Raw genomic sequence first — 16,976 nt, forward strand, 5'->3', positions numbered from 1 at the left:
CGCCGCACGCGCTTGCCGTTCATGTGATAGGCCACGGTGTAGCAATCCCACCTGCGGACACGGCCCTTGTAGATCGGCACCACAGCGCTACCATGCTTCATCTTCAAGAATGGCCGCCCTCTTTTCCGAGTGCCTTCCTCGCTTGTCCTAATTGTGTCCTGCATACCACCGGATGAGGTGTCAACCTCCGGCAATATGGCCTCTATAAACCCTTGATTGTGTGAGCCTTGGGAGACATTCCCTTCGCAAAATGAAGGCTCTATTGTATATGATTGCCAATCGAAGCTACTTCTGCGCGTTCCAGAAGGTGGCTTCGATGGCGCGGTCGGAGGCTTGGGGACCGTTGAAGTAGTAGATCGTGAGCACGCGGCCATCGGGGCGAACAATCGTGCGAGGATAACCGAGATCACCGTCGAAGCCGTCGTCGCGCAGGATGATCTCGGGCTTCCAGGTCTTGCCTTCATCGGCGCTGATGCGTGCGCGGATGCCGAAGGGTTTTTTGCGGTGGCCGTAGGCCACGCAGAGGCGGTCATCGGGCAGCAAAACGGTGGCGGGCGGATTACCGCCGATGTTGCCGGTGACATCGCTGACTTTTGACCACGACTTGCCCAGATCATCGCTGCGCCAGAGTTCGATGGTGTAGTCCGGTTTGCCTTTGCGAAGCGTAGTGAGCAGCGCGCCGCCCTCCGTGCGCACGCTGCTGGGCATGATGGCGAAACCGCCCTTCGGAGGCTCCTCGCCGATGTAGCCCTGGAGCTGCCACGTCAGCCCGCCATTGGTGGTGCGAGCACAAAACACTCGGCCTTCTTTGTTGTCCGACTTCTTGCCGCAACTGCCGAACATGAGGCAATCGCGCGGCCCGAGCACGATGAGATCGGTGCGCGTGGAGATGCCGTCCACGCCCTCGACATCGAACTTGAACGGCCCCTGCCACGTCTTGCAACGGTCATACGTCGTGTAGAACCACGACGGGCCGGTGTGCAGTGTTTTGAAGCGAAACATCATCGCAAAGTCCGGCGCGGTGAAGTCGAGCGGTGCCTTGAGTGCCACAGCCTCGGGCTCATCTTTGCGGTCCGAGTAAGGCTGATCCGCCTCGACCTTCCACGTCTTCCCGCCATCGAGACTGCGGGCCTGCACGCGATGACTCGGCTTCGTGCGATCGATGCGGTGATCGGTGGTTGTCTCCTTGTAGTAAGTCGCCGTGAAGCCCGCGACGAGTTCATCGCCCCATTGCCACAGCCCCTGATTCGCCGGCCAGCCGCCGTAGCGACCGGGTTCCTTGTAAACGATCACATTTTCCTGCGTCACGGGCTTCAGCGTCGGTGCGGCGGTCGATTTGGCCGCTGGATCACCCGTGTCGAGACGTGCGTTGTCTTGAGCGATGACCGACAAAGATGCGAGCGATGCGGCAGTGATGAGAGTTGCGATTCGATTCATGGTTTGCGATGACGAATGACCTGCCCTTGATCGACGAGTCGTGATTGAAGGGTTGTGAGAGGCACCTTGCGCGGCTCGACCTCGTTTAGGATCGCCAGATGCGCGGCGACTCCCGCTGCCTGACCAAGCGCCATCCAGGTCGGCTCCATTCGGATGCTGGAGAAGGCCACATGCGTGGTGCTGGCGGCGACGGGGACGATGAGTCCGTCGATCTTCTCCGGGATCATGATGCGATACGGGATCTCGTAAGGCCGTGTGATGTAGTCGAGCATGCCGAGGTAGCCTTCGAGCACGAGCGTGTCGCCGGGCTGGCGCTTGCGGCAGGGAAAGCTGTCGATGGGAAACTCGCCGACGGCGATGCTGTCATCGTGATGCTTCGGCTCCTGGCCTTTGCCGGTGATGTCGTGCTGCGTGAGCGTGTATTCACCGACGAGTCGGCGACCCTCGCGTACATAGAGCTGCCAGGGGAAGTGCACGTTGTCGGTGAACTCGTCCTTCGGCAAATGCATCTCGTTCGCCAGCGCACGGTGCGCCTCCGGCACTTCGGGGTCATTCTGCAAAAACCACAACAGTCCGAGCACAAGGCCGCGATGCCGCTGACGGATGCGCTCACGCGCCGCCTTATCGCCCTCGATATAGCCGCGATTCTCCTCGGGGAATGGAAATCCGAGCGGACGCGGATTGATGTTCACATCGTGCTTGTTGTTGGGAATGTCAGCGACCGACAAGGCGCGCACCAGCGTGTCGAAATGCTTCGGATTGTAGCCACGCCCCGGCTTGAACACCTTTGGTCCGGCGAGACGACCTGCTTTGAGATCGTCAAAGTAGCCGAGGTAGTCTTTGCGGTTATAGCCCGCAGGCGGCTCGGTCAGGCGATGCGCGTTCTGCGGATCCTTGGTCAAACAAAGCCGGTAGGTGTAAGCGGGCAGGTCAGTCGCAGCAGCGCCTGTGCTGCCGGGCAGAAACTCGTGCGCCTGATAGTCGAAATAGACAACGCCCGCGTGTTCCTCGTCGAACTCGGCTTTAGACTCGCGGCCAAGCCGAAATTTCGCGCCAGCAGCGGCATACAAATCACCTTCGTAGGTAGCGTCGATGAAGATTTTGGCCTCCAGGCGCTTCTCCGCGCCATTTTGCCGATTCACGACCGTGATGCCTAGCAGCTTGTTGTCGCTGACATGGGTCGCTTGAAGCCTCCAGCCCTTCATCATCGTGATTTTCGGCTCCTTGGCGAGCATCGCCTCGAAGACCTTCTCCGCCACATGCGGCTCCGCGTAGTAGCCATCCTGGCAGAGCTTTGTGTTCTCGTGCTCAGGGCCGTATTTTGCGATGTAGTGCTTGAGCACACCCGAGACGAACTCCTTGAAGATGCCGCCGATCATCGCGCGGTTTTAGATGTCGCTCTTGCCCAACCCGCTCGTCGTCATGCCGCCGATGTGGTCGTTGTATTCGACCAGGGTGACCCCACGTCCCATCCGCGCTGCTGAAATTGCTGCGGCGATGCCACCCGGCGTGCCGCCGTAGATGATGACATCCTGCGCGAGCCCTTGGCCGCAAAAGAATGCAAACAGGGCAAAGATGATCTTGATCCGTCCCATATTGGTTCTTTTGCAGCTCAGAACAGGCACAGCAGCTTACGCCAGCTTGTAGCAATCCGCCCACTCGGTACGCGGGGCTGGTCCTGCCAGACGGGCGTTGGCTTCGTCGTTGCCGATGAAGCGCTTCGTAGTCGGATCAAACTGAAGATCGACGTTCAGATACTCGCCGATGGTGCCGAGGTTCAAGACCTGGGTGAGCAGGCCGGAGACGCTGAAGGGCGATTCGGTCGTGCCTTCGCCCATGCAGGCGTTGATGAAGCTGTCGAAGTGATTGCGCTTCAAGGGATGCAGGCCCATGGCGTCTTTATGCTCCACCATCTTCGATCGTGGATACAAGAGCGAGTGACGATCATGCGAGCCGCGCTGCACCAGGTAGTCGCCCTGTTTGCGGTGGAGGAGGGACCCTGCATTGCCGGGATTGGGGATCACGACTTTGCCGTCGGGGCCTGGGTCGCCGTATTTCTCTTCGATATCGAACTTGATGTCGCCACCGGCTTTCCAGTGAAGCTCCACAGCAGGCAATTTCTCGCCACGGGCCGGGAACTCGAAGCGAATATCCGAGCTGAGCGGGTAGCTCACTCGGTTGTAATCCGCGAGAGCCAGCGGGGTGATACGCGTGGGCAAACCGAGCTTCAGGTGATCATGGGCAAAGTCGATGATGTGAGCGCCCCAGTCGCCGAACATGCCGCCGCCGTAGAGGTGAAAGCCGCGCCAGTTAAACGGGTGATACATCTTGCTGTAGGGCTTCACTTCCTGCGGACCGCACCAAAGGTCCCAGTTCAACGTTTCTGGCTTCGGTTCCTCCGCTGGATAGCCCTTCACGAGCGCACGCTCGGCGGCATTCATGAACCAAAGCGAGGGCGACTTCCATGCTTGGATCTTCACGATGTCATCCACGATGCCCGCCGCGAGCATTTGCTTGAACTGCTCCGCTCCGGCGGAGGTATGACCTTGGTTGCCCATCTGCGTGACCACTTTGAACTTCTTTTCCGCCCGCATGAGGATCTCCGCTTCCTCAAAAGTGTGCGTGAGCGGCTTCTCCACATACACATGCTTGCCGAGCGCCATCGCGCTGATCGCGGCGGTGAAGTGCGTGTGATCCGGCGTCACCACGCTGACTGCGTCGATATCCTTACCCATCTTGTCGAGCATCTCGCGAAAGTCGTGGAAGCGCTTCACGTCAGGGAAGGCCGTCAGGTTCTTCTCCAAACTCTTCGCCGTAACGAAGTCCACATCCGTAAAGGCCACCGGCGTGGCAATGCCACCCGCCGTGAGCCCCGGAATGACACTGCCCGCGCGTCCACCGATGCCAATGCAGCCCAGATTGATCCGTCGGCTCGGCGGCAACTTCGGATTGTCCGCTGCGCGTGCGCTGGTCAGGTAGGCCGGAAGGAAATTGAAGCTCAAACCCGCCGCGACGGATTGTTTGACGAAGCGACGCCGGGAGGAGGAAGGGGTTATGTCAGGTGTTTTCATGGTTCAGGAAACGAGTGGGGAAATCAGAGTTGGAGGCCAGAAGAGATAACTCAATTGGAGAGGCATCACTTTCGAGGATAAGGCCCCAGATGCTCGTGCGCGATGAGCCAACGTCCATCGACCTTGCGCAGGATGCTGGTGCCGCGCCCGCCGCCGGAGGCTTCTTGGCCACTGATGAGGCCCTTCCAGCGAAACTCGTAGCGGCAGGCAGCCACGTCATCGGTGATGACGGTCCAGACGATGTCGTGAAGACTAAAGACCTCGTTTTCGATCAGCTTGAAAGTCTTCTCGAATGCCCCCTTCGCCGCCGCTTTGCCGACAAAGGTGTCCTCCGTGAAAATGAACACGGCATCCTCCGCCACATGCGGGGCGATCCGATCCCACGAATGCGTGTTGAGAGCCTCGACGTAGGCGGAGAGGGCGGTGGCGTGGTTCATATCGGTTTGAGCGGTGGCCATGGTAACGATGGATAAGTCGCCAAAGAACATCAGGAGGAGATTTTTCATGAAGATGCGTTGGTTTGACCCAGATGACCGGCACAGACTCGACATCCAGCCGCGTTTTTGAATCATCCCAAATATGAACCACTTCCTTCCATGCGCCACGCTGGCGTTTTGCCTGCTCGGCAGCCTCGCCGGAGCCGCCGAGCCGCCACGCATGCTGTTTCTCGAAGATGCCGGCCACGATGCCACCGCGCCGAGTGGCACGCGTTCCGGTTATGCCATCCTGCGCCGCGAAGACGGCGGTTTTTCTTTCTACAATCCCTACGCGCCCAGCGCGGAGCCGCTGAGTCTGCCGGACGCGCAGGGCGTGAAGCACACGCTGCGGCCTGCTTTGCCTGAGAGCATCGCCAAATCGAAGCCACTGATCGAAAGCGGAATCCTCAACAACGCGCAGAACTTGCTCGCCGCCGATGGCACGGTGCGCAGCATCACGGTGAAGTCGGAACGCCACAGCAAAGAGGACGCGGCTCGTATCGGCCTGCCGCTGTATTTGGATGTGTGGTATCGACAAGGGAATGCCACGGCCGTTTCCGAGCCGATGCGCACGTGGCGCGGCTACAATGGCTCGCAGATGGAGTATCAGCGCCTCGCGAGCGGTCGCCTGCTTGTGCCGCATGGAAGCTATCGTCCTTTTGGAAAGGCCGTGCCGCCCACCGGTCGCCACGAGACAGTGATCGAATACTCCGACGACGGTGGTGCTAGCTGGCAGCTCAGCGCTTCAAAGCTCACCTCGCCCTGCTACGAAGGCTACAACGGCTCGAACGAAGGAGCCTGCGAGCCCTGCTTTGAAGAATTGCGCGATGGCTCCATCTGGATGCTCATGCGCACGCAGGCGGGTTGCCTTTACGAGTCTGTTTCCAAAGACAACGGCACCACATGGTCAGCCGCTGCTCCCTCACGTTTTCGCACCTCGACCGGTCCCGCCAATCTGCTCCGCCATCGCGATGGACGGCTCGTTTTGACCTGGAACAACTGCGAACTGCCGCCGAAGCACGAAGACGTCGGCGTGTATGGCGGGCGCGATGCGCTGCACATCGCCATCTCGTCCGATGATGGCCGCACCTGGCAGGGATTTCGCGAGATCTACCTCGATCATCGTCGCAACGACAATCCCTCCGCGTCCGGTGATCGCGGCACGGCTTATCCGCTCGCGGCTTTTACCGAAGAGGGACAGATCGTCGTCCTCGCTGGTCAGGGCAAAGGCGGGCGCAATCCGATCCTCGTCGATCCCGATTGGATCACCGCCACCAGCGCCGAATCTGACTTCCGCGACGGTCTCGCGCAATGGACCGTCTATCAACACATCGGCCCCGCGAAGCGCTGGTGGCGTGCTCGCCGTATCGGCTGCGAACTTATCGAAACACCCGGCGAAAAAGACACCCGCAGCCTGCATGTGCGCCATGTCGCATCGTCCGATGAAACCAACGCCCCCAGCGAGCCCGACACCGCCGTGTGGAACTTCCCCAACGGCTGGCGCGGCGAACTCACCGCCCGCATCCGCCTTCCCGCAGGCTCGCAAGGCGCGATCTTTTCCCTCAACGACCGCTTCTTCGATCCCTCGAACACCGTCGGCGAAGAAGCCGCCGTGTTTCAGGCCCGTGCGACCGATGAGAACACCCAGCCAGACACTTGGCACAACCTTTCACTGCGCTGGGACCTAGGACGTGGCCAGTGTGAGTATCGTCTCGACGATAAACTCATCTCCACCCTCCCGCTGCACTCGCGCACGCTCAATGGTGTGAGTTATGTTCGCATCCGTTCGGCTGCGAACACGCCTGATCCGCAGGGCATCATCATTCGGCACGTGAAGGCTCAAATCAGCGATCCGAACGCGCCTGCGGTCACGACTGAACAAGTGGCTTCATGGCAGCAGGAGTATGTGAAGACCATCGTGCCACGCTGGCTGAACAAGTGAACGCTGTCCGCGCGAAGTGTGGTGCAGCCATCCCGGCTGCGTCAGACAAGTCCAGAGACTCAACCACCTTACGACCTCGGCTTCGCACTCCAAAGCTCCAGATTGCGGAACTGCGCCCCTTCGGCTCTCGCCACCATGCCGACGCGACCTTTACGGTCTTTGAAGCGCTCGTGAGTGGCTTCCAGCGTGTGGTCGTCGATCTTCGCGAACCACCGGTCGCCACAAACTTCCACGGTGATGCGGTGCCAGGTGCTGGGATCGAGTTTGACCTCGATCTTCTTCAGTTCTTCACGGCGCGTTTCTTTCGAGATGCCGCTCATCTTTTGAATCCAAATCGCTGTCGGCGTGATGACGACGCGGCCGAGGTGATGGTTCGGCTTGTTCGTGTCTCGGCAGACGAATCCGACCTGCGGCGAGGCACCAAGCTTGAACTCGCCTGTCAAAACCAGATCACCGAGGTCCACAAGATGTTCGCAGACCGCTTCGTGGCCGTTCGGGCGTTTTTCACTCGGCCCTTCCTGCAAGGCATAAGCCGCGCCATCCCTGATGCTCCACGTTCCGATCCCCGCACGCCATCCGTTGGTGCCTGGCTGCTTTTCTTTGGCGAAGGACTCCGGCTTATCGAACTTCTCTGCCGCGATCGGTTTGTCTGGAAGGCAGGTCTGCGTGGCCGGAGGCACCGGAGTTTGGGCGAGGGCCTGGGAAGCCAGCAGAAGAGCGAAGAGAATGGTTTTCATTGGGATTGCGAGGATAGATTCGAATGCCATTCGAATCTACTATGAAGCCACTCCTTCTGCTCATTCTCCTCGTCTCCGCCTGCCGTGCAGAGCCGCATCTGCCGTCGGGTACGAAGGCACTGCCATCAGCGGCTCCGAAGGGGCGTGGGCCGTTGGCGTTGGTGAATTTGAATCATCATGTGCTCGGACATGCGCGGGTGTTTGGAGGGAAGCAGCCGGATCTCTTCGTGGCGGGCTATGGCGGGCCGCAGGCGGTGCATTTGTTCGAGTGGGTGGACACGGCGGAGAATGGCGCACCAGTCTTCGCGGAGCCGGTGGTGGTGAAGTGCGCCTTCAAGGACAAGGGCTCGGTGTTTCAAGAGAAGAATGGCAGCATCATCGGACTGTGGATCGACAAAGAGGAGCTGGTGACGACGGTCTTTGATCGCGAGAAGCTCGAGTTTCGTGAGACGAAGCGCGAGAAGCTGCCGAAGGCGGTGAAGTCGCCATCAAGTCTTGGTGTGCTGGTGAATGTGGATGGCGGTTATGACATCGCGTTTGATGTGTCGAACGGTGGCAAAGGCACCGAAGGCAGCCCGAACACGGAGGAGTGGCGGCCGTTCAACTCATCGGGGATCGCGGTGGGGGAGATGCGGTATCGTTATCTGATGGGCATGACGGCGAAGGGCGAGGTGAGGAAGATTACGAAGACGCCGAACGAGGTGTTCTTCTCGATGCACGGCATCACGGGCATCAATCTGGGGACGGGGCATGAGCAGGACGTCATCACCGGCTCGCGGCAGGGCAATCTGGTGTTTTATCACAACAAGGCCGCGAGCGGTTTTGATCTCGAAACGAAGCGACTTGTCGCGGGCGAGGATGGTAATGCGCTGCGACATCCGAGCATCAATCCGAGCGTGTCGGCGTATCCCGGGGGCTTGATCGCGTGTGGTGAGGGATCGCTGTATTTTTATCGCTTCACCGGGAAGTGGGCGAAGACGGGCGCGCCCGTGTTTGCGGAGCCGGTTTCGGTGTTGCAGGAGAACGCGGACCTTTACGCGGGCACGCTGCCCTCGCCGACGACGGTGGATTGGAACTGCGATGGCATGCTGGACATCCTGGCGGGCAATTCGGAGGGCTTTGTGCTCTTCTTTGAAAACAGGGGCAGCAATGATGAGCCGAAGTTTTTGCCAGCGACGCGTGTGGAGGCCGGTGGACAAGCGATCCAGGTGCAGGCGGGCTACTCGGGCAGTTTGCAAGGCTTGCAGGAGGCGCGGTGGGGGTATCTCTCGCCGAACGTCATCGATTGGAACGGTGATTCGCTGCCGGACATCATCACGGGCGACATCACGGGCGATTACCGCATCTACCTGAATCGCGGCACGAAAACGGAGCCGAAGCTCGACGCGGCGCATCCGATTTACTGCGATGGGATCGACCTGCATGGCATGTGGCGCTGCCGCCCGGCGGTGGCGAAGATCGGCGAGCGCATGGCGCTGGCCATCGTGGATGGTGAGGATCATTTTCATCTCTACTGGCGTATCGACGACTTCAATGTGGAAGACGGCGGTAAGCTCAAACTCGCCGACGGGAAGCCCATCGGCACCAGTGGCGGTGTGGGCGGCATGAGCGGACGCTGCAAGCTTGACCTCTTTGATTGGAATCAAGATGGTCATCTCGATTTCGTGATCGGCACGGGCCGCGTGGTTTCGATCCCGGATCGCGAGACGGGCTATCCGATGCCAACGATTGGCAAGAAGACGCTGGGCACACCGCTGCTGATGCTGAATCAAGGCGACAACACCTTCGCCAGGCCGGTGGTGTTTCGTGACAGCGAAGGAAAAGTCATTCAGCCCGGCGGTGCACACGAAACCGGTGCCGTGGGCACCATGCTCGGCAAAGACGGGCCGAATCTGCTGATCTGCAATGAAGCGGGGCGGTTGTTTTTGCTGCCTGGCAAGAAGCTGACGACGATGCCGTGACTTACTTCACGAAGTCGGTGAACCCTGCCTCCGTGCGCTTAAGTTCGGCTTTCATTGCTTCGCGCAGATTCGTGATGCGCTCTGCGTGAGCTGGGTCGGCGATGAGGTTCTTGAGTTCTTCGGGATCGCTGGTGAGATCGTAGAGTTCTTCGCCTGATTGACCGTCGAGGTAATGCACGAGCTTGAAGTGATTCAGAACAAGCGCGGAGTAGAGCGGTACGCCTTGGAAGTTGTCCTGCTTGCCTTGGGTGAGAATGGTCTGGCTGACTTTGGAGCCGTATTCATTCCCCATGTGTTCGTAGTAGCATGCGTTCGGCCAGACGGTGTCGGGCTTTTCGAGCAGCGGCGTGAGATCGCGACCATGCACGGGCCACGGCACTTTGACGCCAGTCATAGCGAGGAAGGTGGCGGCGAGGTCGGGCGCGTTCACCGATGCGTCACACACTTTACCAGTGGGAAAGCGGGCGGGCATGCTGACGATGAGCGGTGAGCGATAGTTCGCGTCGTAAGGCGCGAGCTTGGTGCGGAAGCCGTGCTCGCCCATGCTGAAGCCTTGGTCGGCGGTGTAGATGATGAGCGTGTTGTCGTACTGACCGGTTTCTTTGAGCGTGGCGATCAATTGGCCGACGCCTTCGTCGATGGCGGGCACGCATTCGTTCACTTGGCGGACCCAGTCGTCGAAGCGCTTGGCTTTTTTCGTCTCACCGAAGGCTTCGCCGCCCTTTTTGGCGATTGGATGACCATCTTCACCTTTGGCCCAGGCCTGCATTTTGTTGAGGTAATCGGGTTTGCCTTCGCGAGGCGGGAAGATGTCGGCGGGAACAGGCACTTCACCGTTTGTGTAGCTGCCGAGATGGCGTTTCGCCGGCTTGGAGGGGCCATGAACGCTACCGTAGCAGAGCCAGAGATACCAGGGCTTTGAGGTGTCGCGTTTTTTTCCACGAATGTAGTCGAGCGACCACTGCGTGTAGTTGTCAGCAGGATAGCCGTCCACCGTTTGCTCTTTGCCGTCGATGCTGAGGATCTGCTTTTCGTAATAGGCGCCGGCATTCTCGGGATGCAGCGGACGGTTCCAGACGATCTGGTGATCCCAGTCGCGGCCCCAGCCGGAGTCGGTGCCGGTGTGCCACTTGCCGATGTGCGCGGTGTGATAACCCTGCTGGCGCATCTGCGCGGGAATGAAAGGACACTGCTTTGGATCGTAAGTGCTGCCGGGGTATTTGCCTGTCATGGACATGGACTCGATGCCATGCGGATGACGCCCGGTAAGCAGTGTGGCGCGCGATGGCATGCACCAGGAGCCGAGATACGCGGCATGAAAGCGCACGCCGTTCTTTGCCAGCGAGTCGATGTTTGGTGTCTTCACCCAAGGCCATGAGCCGGGGTAGCAGCCGACGGTTTTCGTCGATTGGTCGTCAGCATAGATGAAAAGGATGTTTGGCGGCTTCGGTGCGGCGAAGATCTGACAGGCCAGCAGGCAGAGGATGAGCAGGGCGTATGCTTTCATGGTGGTGCGCGGTAAACGTCGCGCTGGATAGCTTTGTAGCCGCAAAGATGCTGGGGCTGGTTTCATGGTGAGACCGGATGGAGTCAGGTGAAGTCGGACGTTCATGTAGACGACCATGAAGACTATCTCCCTCGCTCTCACCCTCATGACATTGGCGACTGTGGCATCCACCCAGGCTCAGCAGACTTCTTTGCAGAAGAAAGATGTGGTTTTGGCTCCACCGAAGAATCTCAAAACGAAGCTGGCCCCAGGCTATACGATCCCAGTCGTGGACATCAGCGGGGAGAAGCAGCGGCAGGTGATCGTGGATCGTGAGGCCGGGCAGTATCTCGGGCATCCGACGACGGTGCTGCTGGAGGATCAAAAGACGATGCTGACGGTCTATCCCAAGGGACATGGACGGGGTGCGATCGTGTACAAGCGCAGCAACGATGCCGGTTTGACTTGGAGCGAACGGCTGCCGACTCCGAAGTCGTGGGAGACCTCATTGGAAGTGCCGACGTTGCATCGCGTGGTGGATGCAGCGGGAAAGAAGCGGCTGATCATGTTCAGCGGTCTGCATCCGATCCGCATGGCCGTGAGTGAGGATGATGGAGCAACGTGGAGCGAGCTGAAGCCCATCGGCGATTTCGGCGGCGTGGTGACGATGGGGACGGTGATCGATCTGAAAACGCTGGGGCATTACCTGGCGTTCTTCCACGATGATGGGCGCTTCATCCGAGGTGGCAGCGAGGAGAAATACCGCATCAAAAGCCCGCATGTGCCGGAGTACAGTTCATCGACAGCGAAGCCCTGGCGTTTCTGGGTTTACACGACGCTTTCCAAAGATGGCGGGCTGACGTGGAGTGTGCCGGTGCCGATTGCGATGCTGCCTGATGCGAACCTTTGCGAGCCCGGTGCATTGAGGTCACCCGATGGGAAACAGATCGCCGTGCTGCTGCGGGAGAACTCGCGGAAGTACAACTCGTTTGTCATCTTCTCCAACGATGAAGGGCTGACATGGACGGAGCCGAAGGAACTTCCGGCTGCACTGACGGGTGATCGCCATGTGGCGAAGTACACGAAGGATGGGCGGCTTTTCATCAGCTTCCGTGATACGACGCATGTGAGCGTGACGAAGGGCGACTGGGTCGGCTGGGTGGGAACTTATGAAGACATCGTGAAAGGCGCCGAGGGGCAGTATCGCGTACGGATCATGGACAACACGAAGGGTGCGGACTGCACCTACCCTGGCGTGGAAGTGCTGCCGGATGACACCATCGTGACGACGACGTATGGCCACTGGACGGAGAATGAACCCGCCTATGTGGTGAGCTTGCGTTTCAAGCTGAGCGAACTGGATGCGAAGCTGAAGAAGTGATCAGACGAAGGGGATCTCGACCTTCTCACCATGCTGATCATGGGCGGGATTTAGGGCGCGAAGCTCCAGCGTGAGCTTCTCAGCCGTAGCTCGTGCAGTGACGAAGCCGTTGGGCCGTTCTTTGCCAAAGACGTAAGCCACGGGCGGCAGATTGATGAGCTGGATGCCGGTGGCTTCGTGCTTTTTGTGCTCCCAGGTGTGGGTGTGGCCATAGACGAAGGCTTTGACCTTTTTGTGCTTGGCGAGGATGACAAACATCGCATCACTATCCATCATGCCGCCGGGCTTCTTACCTTCAGGAACGGGTGCTTGCGGGTTGTGATGCGCCATGACGATGGTGGGCTTGTCAGGGCATGAGGCGAGCGAGCGGTCAAGCCAGCCGAGCTGGAGTTCACCGAGTTCACCGGGGGTTTTGTTTACTTCGTGAAGTGAGTCGAGCAGCACCCAGTTCATGGTGGCGGAGCTGAGGACTTCGACATGCTTGCCTTCGACAGGACGTGGGTCCTGCGGGCTGGTCATGGCACCGATGAAGTGTTTGCGATCATCATGATTGCCGAGGGTGCAGTGGACCTGGATGGCTGACTCGCGCAGGGGCTCGATGAGCTTCACGAAGGTGTCGTAGTCGGCCTGCTGTCCGTCGAGATACGCGCAGTCTCCATTCACGAGGACGCCGAATGGCTTCTGGCCGATCTTCAGCACCTGATTGACGCAACGCTGGAGATTTTCACCCATGACGGCACCGCGCGCTTCGAGCTTTACGTCAGCGGCGATGTGGGTGTCCGAGAAGAGCACCCAGAGTTCTCCATCGTTGGATGCAGCCTGGGCGAAACTTGGAGCCAGGGCCGCAGCGAGGCTGCCTTTGATCCATTGGCGACGGGAAATGGGAGGGAAGGTGATGGGCATGGTTGGACTTATAACGCAGCCAATAGGTGGGGACTGTCCAGAGCTTTGATTTGGCGGTTATTGTCCTGTGCCCACGCCAGAAAAAACGAAGCCCGGCACTTTGGCCGGGCTCCCATCCATGGTTCAGCCGCACACTCGATCACCAGCAGTAGGGGCTGTAACCCCAGCCTCTTCCAAAGCCATACATCGGTGTGTTGTAGCTGGAGAAGTGGTAGTTGCTCCGATAAGGAGTGCGGTATCCGTAATAAGGCGTTCTGCTGTAGCGGTAGGGCGAGGGGCGATATGGATTGTAGATGCGCTGATAGACCGGCTGGCGGCGCACATAGTAGCCACGATTGTAGTTGCTGTAATAGTAGCGTGAGTCCCGGCTGGCTCCGATCTGCGTCCCAGCAAGAGAACCGAGCAGCCCTCCAATGGCCGCCCCTTCCAGCGGCCGACCGCTCTGATTGCCAATGATGGCACCGAGCAATCCACCACCGACAGCGCCTACAACGGCCCCCTGACGCTCATTCGGGCCTGCATAAGGGCTGACACAGGAGGATAATGTCAGCGCGATTCCGAGGGCACCGACCATGACCATGCGATGTGGTATTGATTTCATAGTGTTGAGTAGGTTATGCTCATGACGAACTCACGAGCGTTGGACATAGACCAAGCTTTTAACCGATTCATTCAGACACAGAAGGACAAAACCAGCCCTTGTTTTCACTGAATCCAATGAGCTGTGATATTTTCAGAAATTGCCGAAACGATCAGCTCATCGAAGTCCCCTGAGTTCGGCGTGCAAGCGCTCCACTTCCTCCAAAAGCTGGGTGAGCAGCTTCAAACCTGCGAGGTTCATCTCACATGTCTCGCGCAGATGCTCGATGCGGCGCAGCGCGCGGATGGTTTCGTCATCAAACGCAGGCTGGATGAGGCCGTGCTCCTGATATTGCACGATGGTTTGCGTGGAGACCCCGGTGAGTTCGGACACAATTTCCAGGCTGTAGCTGGCTTCGGGCATGGGTTCGTTCATGTCAGGCGCGAGGTTTGAAGGTGGATGTGCTGCGGAGCTGCTCCCAGAGCTTGCGTTCGTCGTCGCTGATCTCTGTCGGCAGCACGACGTTGATGGTGACAAAGTAATCACCGCGTTCGCCGGTCTTGCCCTTTGGCAGACCTTTGCCACGCACGCGAAGATGTTGGTGGTCTTCCGTACCTGCGGGGATGCGCAGTTTGATGGAGCCATCGAGTGTGGGAACGATCACTTCCGCGCCGAGCACGGCCTCCCATGGAGCCACGTCGAGTTCGTGATGCAGGTCGGCTTCACGCGTGGTGAAGTCGGGATGCGAGGCATGACGCACGCGCAGGTAGAGATCGCCAGCTTCGCCGCCATTGATCCCGGGCTCTCCCTGACCGGGCACGCGGATGCGGCGGCCATCGGTGGCACCGGGCGGGATGCGCACCTCAAAGGTGTGTGTGTTTACCGCGCCTGTCTGACGATTCATCGTTTGTAGCGAAAGGGGCCGCTGGGTGCCGTGCATGGCCTCCTCCAGCGTGACGAGGATGTCTCCCTCGATGTCGTGACCACGACGCGCCCGGGCTTGATTGGTTCGGCCAGTGGGGATGCCTTCGTCAAAGCCCTGCGGGAAACCGTAGCGGCTGCCACCGCTGAAGTATTGCTCGAAGAAGTCGCTGAAGCCGGTGCCGCCGAAGTGTACATCCTGCTCGTGGGCGGCGGCCTCGGGCTCCTGCCAGTTGGCACCGAGCGTGTCATACTTTTTGCGCTTCTCGGGATCGCCGAGCACTTCGTTAGCCTCGTTGATCTCCTTGAACTTCTCCTCGGCGGTCTTCTTGTCCTTCGCGGTGTCGGGATGGTATTGGCGCGCGAGTTTGCGGAAGGCTTTCTTGATCTCATCAGCACTGGCATCTCGGGAGACGCCGAGCGTGGCATAGTAATCTTTGAACTGGGCGGGCATGACTGAACCATGAACGCGGGGATCAGCCGTGTCGTTGCCATTCATGCAGCATTCTTTGCTGGCAATGGATGACCAATGATTGGCAACAGTGGAGAAGGATGCCGCGTGGGCAGGTCGTATTGATCAGCCTATGAAAGCAAAACCCAGCCCGCTCGGTTCCGCGAAGAAAAAGAAGGCCGCTGCATCAGGCGTGACCGCCATCCTGAAGACGCCGAAGAAGCCCGTGACGGAGGCGATTCACACCGAGGAAAAGCCCGGTGCCAGAGGAACGCACGGCAGTCCTGGTCGCGAGGAGATCCGCAAGACCACGCATCGCGTCATGGGGTCTCGTCAATCGCAGAAGCCGGTGGAGCGCAGCAATCAGGCGCGCAAAAAACGCGGCTGATCACTCACGGCCAGAGAACCAAAATCCCAACACCGCCAAGCAGGGCGATGCCGAGTCCGAAGAGCGCGGGCTTGATGAAAGCACGCGCGCCGAGCACTGCGACGAGGATGCCTTTGAAGGCGATGTTTGCCAGTCCACCGACGAGGATCATGCGCCAGGCGGTGCCGGTTTCGAGATGGGCGGTGCTGACCAGTCGTGAGGTGGAAAGAGTGATGGCATCCATGTCGGTCAGGCCAGAGATCGCGGCGGCGATGTAGAGGCCGGAGTCGCCGAAATGCTCGCGTGCGGCAGCCACGACGATCAAAACGACGGCGTAAAGCAGACCGAAGACGACGGCACTCTTTAGTTCGGACGGCGGCGATTCATCGGCGGTGTGTTTGCCTGACTTTTCCGAGATGCGATGCGCGATGGCGGCGACGAGCCCTAACCAAAACATCATCGCCAGCAGCGGGGGCAGCATCTCTTTCAAATGAGCAGGCGCGGCGATGGCAACCTCGACCATGACACGCACGAAGACGATGGCGGAAGCGATGAGCGAAATGGCGGCGAGGCAGATGCCGCAGGCTCCCTGATCATGGCTGCGGCGTGCCACGCTGGCCGTGGTGGCCGTGCTGGAGATGAGCCCACCTAGGATCCCCGCGAGCGCTGCGCCTTTCGTGCCGCCGAGGAATTTACCCGCGAGATAGGCCGCGAGACTGATGCCAACGATGAGCACCACCATCAGCCAGATCGAAAATGGATTCAGCACACCGAGATAGCCCATCTCACGATTTGGCAGAGCGGGAAGGATCACGAGTCCGGCGAGCACGAGTCGGCCGATTTCACGCAGATCATCCTCGCCGATGCGTCGGACCATGTTGTGCAGGGGCTTCTTGCTTTGCAGCAGCACCATGACACTGCCGGCGATGATCACGGCGAGCAGTCGCTGGCCTGAGACGGTGATGATGCCGGTGGCAAACATGACAAGCAGCGCCATCTCCGTCGTGAGGCCGGAGTCGGGCTCTTTGTGCTTCAGCTCCGCCAGATGGCCGAGCACGACAAGACCCGCGAAGGCGAGCAGTGCCGCAGCAATGACCCAGCCGCCGTAGATGAGACCGAGCAATCCGCTCAACGCTCCAAAAACGCCGACGAGGGCGAAGGTGCGGATACCCGCGACTCGATTCTGCTCCCACTCGCGCTGCAGGCCGACGAGCAAACCCAGCCCGAGCGCGGTGCCGAAGGATTGCAGGAGTTCGCTTGTTT

General features: G+C 59.5%; 14 protein-coding genes and 1 pseudogene. 4 read left to right on the plus strand and 11 right to left on the minus strand.

The features are described from left to right. Positions 1 to 285: 285 nt before the first annotated feature. The 4 genes and pseudogenes from AC6FTP_RS20130 to AC6FTP_RS20145 form a co-directional block, all read right to left on the minus strand. Positions 286 to 1,437, minus strand: coding sequence for a sialidase family protein (locus tag AC6FTP_RS20130; RefSeq protein ID WP_497208700.1), 1,152 nt, complete (start codon positions 1,435 to 1,437; stop codon positions 286 to 288). After that, positions 1,434 to 3,032: pseudogene (locus AC6FTP_RS20135) on the minus strand (FAD-dependent oxidoreductase). Before AC6FTP_RS20135 ends, AC6FTP_RS20130 begins: the two are co-directional and overlap by 4 nt. A gap of 36 nt (positions 3,033 to 3,068) precedes the next feature. Continuing rightward, entirely contained in the window at positions 3,069 to 4,508 is a 1,440-nt protein-coding gene (locus AC6FTP_RS20140; RefSeq protein WP_497208701.1) for a Gfo/Idh/MocA family oxidoreductase, read from the minus strand. Positions 4,509 to 4,573: 65 nt separating this feature from the next. Further along, a complete protein-coding gene (locus tag AC6FTP_RS20145) occupies positions 4,574 to 5,014 on the minus strand; it encodes a YybH family protein (RefSeq protein ID WP_497208702.1) in 441 nt (146 codons plus the stop codon). Between the two features lie 73 nt (positions 5,015 to 5,087). Here AC6FTP_RS20145 and AC6FTP_RS20150 point away from each other — a divergent pair, with 73 nt between their 5' ends. Next, positions 5,088 to 6,926, plus strand: coding sequence for a sialidase family protein (locus AC6FTP_RS20150; RefSeq protein WP_497208703.1), 1,839 nt, complete (start codon positions 5,088 to 5,090; stop codon positions 6,924 to 6,926). Between the two features lie 68 nt (positions 6,927 to 6,994). Here the strand turns inward: AC6FTP_RS20150 and AC6FTP_RS20155 are convergent, their stop codons facing one another. Beyond that, the gene (locus AC6FTP_RS20155) at positions 6,995 to 7,663 is read right to left on the minus strand and encodes a hypothetical protein (RefSeq protein WP_497208704.1); all 669 of its coding nucleotides are present in this window, start codon (positions 7,661 to 7,663) and stop codon (positions 6,995 to 6,997) included. 41 nt (positions 7,664 to 7,704) lie between these two features. Between AC6FTP_RS20155 and AC6FTP_RS20160 the strand changes: the two genes are divergently transcribed. Next, entirely contained in the window at positions 7,705 to 9,624 is a 1,920-nt protein-coding gene (locus AC6FTP_RS20160) for a VCBS repeat-containing protein (RefSeq protein WP_497208705.1), read from the plus strand. A gap of 1 nt (position 9,625) precedes the next feature. On the opposite strand, the gene AC6FTP_RS20165 is transcribed toward AC6FTP_RS20160, so the two are convergent. Continuing rightward, positions 9,626 to 11,131 carry a sulfatase-like hydrolase/transferase gene (locus tag AC6FTP_RS20165; RefSeq protein WP_497208706.1) on the minus strand — a complete coding sequence of 502 codons (1,506 nt, stop codon included), beginning with the start codon at positions 11,129 to 11,131 and terminating at the stop codon, positions 9,626 to 9,628. 115 nt (positions 11,132 to 11,246) lie between these two features. Between AC6FTP_RS20165 and AC6FTP_RS20170 the strand changes: the two genes are divergently transcribed. Next, positions 11,247 to 12,491, plus strand: coding sequence for a sialidase family protein (locus tag AC6FTP_RS20170; RefSeq protein ID WP_497208707.1), 1,245 nt, complete (start codon positions 11,247 to 11,249; stop codon positions 12,489 to 12,491). Here the strand turns inward: AC6FTP_RS20170 and AC6FTP_RS20175 are convergent, their stop codons facing one another. The 4 genes from AC6FTP_RS20175 to AC6FTP_RS20190 form a co-directional block, all read right to left on the minus strand. Beyond that, entirely contained in the window at positions 12,492 to 13,394 is a 903-nt protein-coding gene (locus AC6FTP_RS20175; protein ID WP_497208708.1) for a metallophosphoesterase family protein, read from the minus strand. It lies immediately after the preceding gene. A 139-nt stretch (positions 13,395 to 13,533) separates the two neighbouring features. Beyond that, positions 13,534 to 13,995 (minus strand): YMGG-like glycine zipper-containing protein, encoded by a 462-nt coding sequence (locus AC6FTP_RS20180; protein WP_497208709.1) that lies wholly within the window; start codon positions 13,993 to 13,995, stop codon positions 13,534 to 13,536. Between the two features lie 156 nt (positions 13,996 to 14,151). Then, positions 14,152 to 14,409, minus strand: coding sequence for a chaperone modulator CbpM (locus AC6FTP_RS20185; RefSeq protein ID WP_497208710.1), 258 nt, complete (start codon positions 14,407 to 14,409; stop codon positions 14,152 to 14,154). A gap of 1 nt (position 14,410) precedes the next feature. After that, positions 14,411 to 15,349, minus strand: coding sequence for a DnaJ C-terminal domain-containing protein (locus tag AC6FTP_RS20190; RefSeq protein ID WP_497208711.1), 939 nt, complete (start codon positions 15,347 to 15,349; stop codon positions 14,411 to 14,413). Positions 15,350 to 15,479: 130 nt separating this feature from the next. Between AC6FTP_RS20190 and AC6FTP_RS20195 the strand changes: the two genes are divergently transcribed. After that, positions 15,480 to 15,734, plus strand: a complete 255-nt coding sequence (locus AC6FTP_RS20195; protein ID WP_497208712.1) for a hypothetical protein — start codon at positions 15,480 to 15,482, stop codon at positions 15,732 to 15,734. Positions 15,735 to 15,738: 4 nt separating this feature from the next. Here the strand turns inward: AC6FTP_RS20195 and AC6FTP_RS20200 are convergent. Beyond that, on the minus strand, positions 15,739 to 16,976 hold a 1,238-nt coding region (locus tag AC6FTP_RS20200; RefSeq protein ID WP_497208713.1), incomplete at its 5' end, for an MgtC/SapB family protein.

Source organism: Prosthecobacter sp. (assembly GCF_044378005.1).
Taxonomy (GTDB): domain Bacteria; phylum Verrucomicrobiota; class Verrucomicrobiia; order Verrucomicrobiales; family Verrucomicrobiaceae; genus Prosthecobacter.